This window comes from Methanomethylovorans sp. (assembly GCF_050177135.1).
GTDB lineage: Archaea > Halobacteriota > Methanosarcinia > Methanosarcinales > Methanosarcinaceae > Methanomethylovorans.
Genome location: NZ_JBFXHJ010000201.1, coordinates 1 through 3,399, shown reverse-complemented (window position 1 = coordinate 3,399; position 3,399 = coordinate 1). Strand labels below are relative to the sequence as shown.

Annotated in this window: 4 protein-coding genes; 2 read left to right on the top strand and 2 right to left on the bottom strand. The window is 44.6% G+C overall.

Translation table 11 applies throughout. From position 1 onward, the window contains the following. Both AB7U21_RS11410 and AB7U21_RS11405 read left to right on the top strand, forming a co-directional pair. On the top strand, positions 1-849 hold an 849-nt coding region (locus tag AB7U21_RS11410; RefSeq protein WP_428389164.1), incomplete at its 5' end, for a 4Fe-4S binding protein. 16 nt (positions 850-865) lie between these two features. Then, positions 866-1,582 (top strand): RNA ligase partner protein, encoded by a 717-nt coding sequence (locus AB7U21_RS11405; RefSeq protein ID WP_428389162.1) that lies wholly within the window; start codon positions 866-868, stop codon positions 1,580-1,582. A gap of 24 nt (positions 1,583-1,606) precedes the next feature. Here the strand turns inward: AB7U21_RS11405 and AB7U21_RS11400 are convergent, their stop codons facing one another. Then, positions 1,607-2,455 carry a geranylgeranylglycerol-phosphate geranylgeranyltransferase gene (locus AB7U21_RS11400; RefSeq protein ID WP_428389168.1) on the bottom strand — a complete coding sequence of 283 codons (849 nt, stop codon included), beginning with the start codon at positions 2,453-2,455 and terminating at the stop codon, positions 1,607-1,609. Between the two features lie 10 nt (positions 2,456-2,465). Next, on the bottom strand, positions 2,466-3,386 hold the full coding sequence (gene nadA, locus AB7U21_RS11395; RefSeq protein WP_428389166.1) for a quinolinate synthase NadA: 921 nt from the start codon (positions 3,384-3,386) through the stop codon (positions 2,466-2,468). Between the last annotated feature and the right edge of the window lie 13 nt (positions 3,387-3,399).

Below are 3,399 nucleotides of genomic sequence, written 5' to 3'. Positions count from 1 at the left end.
GGAGGAAATCTTACATCTGAAAACCTCAGATACATCGCTGATGCAGCGGATAAATATGGCAAGGGGTATGTCCATGTGACCTCAAGACAGGGTATTGAGGTTCCTTTTGTACATAATGATAATACCGGAGCTATCAGTTCTTTAATGGATAATGCAGGTATTGCTCCCGGATCATCCGGAAAAAAGATAAGGGCGGTTGTTGCATGCCAGGGTAACAGGGTATGTAGCAATGGTATTATAGATTGCCAGGATATCTGTGAAAGAATAGATGAAAAATACTTTGGACAACCGGTTCCTTACAAATTCAAGATCGCGGTAACAGGGTGTCCCGCGTCGTGCCTGAAAGTCCAGGAGAACGATTTTGGCATTATGGGAACTGTGCAGCCGAACTTTGTTGAGGAAAATTGCGTTACATGTGGCCTGTGCAAAAAAGTCTGCAAAGTAGATGCTATAGATATCACTGATGGTGTGCTGACCATTGATCCTGATAAATGTATAATGTGCGGGGAGTGCATCAGGGTCTGCAAAAAGGATGCCATGCAGATTGCAAAAGAGGGTTTTACCATCTATGTGGGAGGAAAGGTTGGCAGAAAACCACGCATGGGGATAAGGATCCTTAAAACGGTAAGTGAGCCTGTAATGTATGAAGTACTTGAAAGGACCGTTGCTTATTACCGGCAGCACGCTCTGAGGGCGAAAGGATCATTGATGTTATTGACAGATACGGTATCGATCACTTTGAGGAAGCACTACAATATTCGCTGGAAAAATGAACATTTCGGAGTATCATTCTTCCACAAATCCTTTGATCTCAGCACACTCCTTAATATAACAGCAAGTACCAATTAAATACTCAGGGAGCCCCATGTTAAGACAACGTTTTGTTCTGGATACCACGGCCCTTACTGATATGCAGGCAAGGGAATCGATGGGAGTAGATAAATTGTGTGAAGGTATGAAAAACATGCTGGAACTGATAGCAAGTGCCCGGCTTAAGCTTGGTATCAGTTGCTATGTGCCATTTCCTTCAGTATATAATGAACTGCACGAATTCGCAAAGAACAATGTGTGTGAAGCGGATGTCATAGCTAAGATAGATACCTGGTTAGTGAAAAAAGCCCCTGACAGGTATAATGTAATGATCAATTCCCGCATCTTCCATGAATATGTGTACTATATGCGGGAGCGCATCAACAAAGGCATGGTAGTTGCAGAAGAGGCCATCTGGGAAGGTTCCACTAAATGTCTTCTTCTATCCACTAAGGCCGAAAATGCACAGCAAATAGAGTACGAAATAGAAAAAGGTGTAATTGGGCCGATAATCGGGAAGTTCAGGAACAAGTACCGTTCAGCTTTGAGATATGGCATTCTTGACAGCGCACCTGATATCGATGTGCTCATACTTGCCAAGGAACTGGATGCAGCAGTGGTGGCAAGCGATTTTGGCATACAGAAATGGGCTGAAGAACTCGGAGTGCGCTTCGTGCCTGCCCATACATTCCCCATGATATTACAGGAATACCTGGCCCATGCAGGAAATGTCAATCATCAGATAAAGGATATTTTTCAGGAAAATCCTTAAGTTCTGTCGTCAAAAACAGGGAATTCATGTTCCAACCAGGAACGCTATCAGAGCTGCGAACATTGCCATCTTGAAGAGTTTTGATGACTTCGCCGGATCCTTTTCTTTCAGTATGGCGGCAACTGCCAGGAAGAATAGTATGTCTGCCACAAAGACCACTGCAAGATAGCGTACACTCAGCAGGGATTGCAGGTATGGCAGCGGGCTTGCCAGGACGGCCACAAAACCAATGCCAGAGGCCATATATGATGCTTTTTCAGCTCCGATACTGATAGCCAGGGTGCTTGCTCCATCCTGTTTGTCCCCTTCTATATCTTCAATGTCCTTGACTATTTCCCTGGCAATGGTTGCAAGAGTTGCAAGCAGGAACAGTACAAATACTGCTTCCATGCCCCCATTGGTGTAAAATACCGCTCCTCCGAAAAGGAAAGTAGAACCGGTAAGATAACCTATACTCAGATTGCCAATAAGCACAGTGCGTTTCAGGGTTGCTGCGTAATAGACAAGCAGGAGGGAGTTGAAGAGGGCAATGATCCCACATATCATATTGATAAAAAAGGCTATGATTGTTCCCACTGCAAAAAGTGAAACTGAGAAATACAGAGCTTTCGACTTGCTTATCCTGCCTGAAGGGATCGGTCTTTCCGGTTTGTTGATCCGATCTATCTCAATATCATAATAATCGTTTATAACATTCCCGGCTCCTGTTACCAGAAAAACGACTGATCCCACATATATGATCTCATTTAATGGGAAAGGTATTGAGCCAGCACTGCCACTAATTATGTTGTATGCAATGAGCACTCCAATGGCTGCGGAAAAAGCTGCCATGAGGCAGTTCCCATATCTGATCAACTGCAAATATGCACGCATTTGAAGCCTGTTATCTTTTCCTCTTGATCGCAAGCATTCTGTCCAGTGATTGCTTTGCCTTGGTCCTTATATCCTCTGGCACTGTGATCACATACTTCATATTTTCCAGTGAATCCGCTACTGCCTTGATGTCTATCATCTTCATATCAGGGCACATTGTATAGGGTGATACTTCGTAGAACTTCTTGTGTGGATTCTCTTTATTAAGCCTATGCAGAAGACCGCTCTCGGTAGCTATTATAAACTCACTGCTTCCGGATGTCCTGATATAATTGACCATGCCAGTGGTGCTGAATATCCTGTCTGACATATCGAGCACCTCACGTCTGCATTCGGGATGTGCCAGCACTTCAGCCATAGGATGCAGACTCTTAGCTCTCTGCACATCTATTGGAAGTATCTGATTATGGGTAGGACAATATCCTACCCAGGGTATGATCTGTTTGTCCGTGTTCCTTGCCACATAGTCTGCCAGATTCTTATCCGGTACGAAGATGATCTTCTTCTGTTCAAGGGACTTCACAACTTCGATAGCATTAGCGGAAGTACAGCAGATATCGCACTCTGCTTTGATCTCAGCTGTCGTATTCACATAGCATACCACAGCAGCATCAGGATGCTGTTGTTTAAGGCTGCGCAGGGAATCAACCCTGGCCATATCTGCCATAGGACACCTTGCATCTATTTCGGGGAGTAGCACGGTTTTATCAGGGCTAAGCACTGCAGCGCTCTCTGCCATGAAATGCACACCACAGAAAACGATCACATCTGCATCAAGCTCTACTGCTTTCTGGCTGAGCTCAAGGGAATCGCCCAAGAAATCAGCAATATCCTGGATCTCTCCACGCTCATAGTTGTGGGCAAGGATCACAGCATTACGCTCTTTTTTGAGTTCAGCTATCTTTTTTTTCAGTTCCATTGTATCAGGCATACGATCACTGAAC

Coding starts and splice junctions, on each gene's coding strand:
- AB7U21_RS11405 (WP_428389162.1), top strand. CDS start 866: ATGTTAAGACAACGTTTTGTTCTGGATACCACGGCCCTTACTGATATG.
- nadA (WP_428389166.1), bottom strand. CDS start 3,386: ATGCCTGATACAATGGAACTGAAAAAAAAGATAGCTGAACTCAAAAAA.
- AB7U21_RS11400 (WP_428389168.1), bottom strand. CDS start 2,455: ATGCGTGCATATTTGCAGTTGATCAGATATGGGAACTGCCTCATGGCA.